The 736-nt window shown below is 38.9% G+C and carries 1 protein-coding gene and 1 pseudogene; both read right to left on the minus strand.

Annotated elements, in window-relative coordinates:
- Window positions 1-249 (minus strand): annotated as a pseudogene (locus H4I94_RS16170) (TolC family protein); the annotation flags it as partial.
- Between the two features lie 49 nt (window positions 250-298).
- Window positions 299-709: a hypothetical protein gene (locus tag H4I94_RS16175; RefSeq protein WP_004733191.1), complete on the minus strand. Its 411-nt coding sequence runs from the start codon at window positions 707-709 to the stop codon at window positions 299-301.
- Window positions 710-736 lie beyond the last annotated feature (27 nt).

Below are 736 nucleotides of genomic sequence, written 5' to 3' on the forward strand. Positions count from 1 at the left end.
TTCAGGATTTTTAAACAGCTTACTTTGCTGAAGATTCGTGGCATTAATACTATTTTGCGTTTCCCAGAAATTTTGGGACGCTTGATATTGGTTAACCTGCTCAATAGCTTGCTGCAGCGTTAAATCTTGAGTACTGGCGACTACGGAAGTACTGAAGCTGATCATTGCAGATAGCAAGATACCGCTACCTAAGGCTGACCAGGATAAATTCAGGATGGAGGTATCCTGATGTAATTTGTTTTTTGACATGAAAATGCCCCACGCATAATGAAATTAGGAGTGGTGGGCTTTTATAAGACTACCCCACCAATAGTAGGGGCAAATCGGGAGGCGGGGTTAATTGATCCAGATAAGGGGGTTTATAAAAAGTTATTCCCAAATAAGTTGGGGTAATGCCGGTCTCAAAATTAGCTTTAAGCTTCAGATCATCGGGTGGGTCAATCTGAATCACGATTGTATTTGAGAAATGACTGCACTTTTCGTTAAAACAAACCTTCTGACAATAGTCATAGATTTCTTTATAGTTTTCTAGGGAATAAAGTGCTTGACGAGGACTATCACTCTTTTCGTCTAAATCGATTGGATTAGAGAGTATTGAATTGGGTATGTTTGGCATTTCATGCAGACAAGCAGCCTCTGCCACACTCCAAATATTCTGGAATGTGAATAAGAGTACCAATATCTGGATTAGAAATGTTTTTCTCTTCATACACAAATCTGTATTTAAAACACCAAT

The organism is Acinetobacter sp. T_3_1 (genome assembly GCF_025377055.1).
In the GTDB taxonomy this organism is placed as follows: domain Bacteria; phylum Pseudomonadota; class Gammaproteobacteria; order Pseudomonadales; family Moraxellaceae; genus Acinetobacter; species Acinetobacter kookii.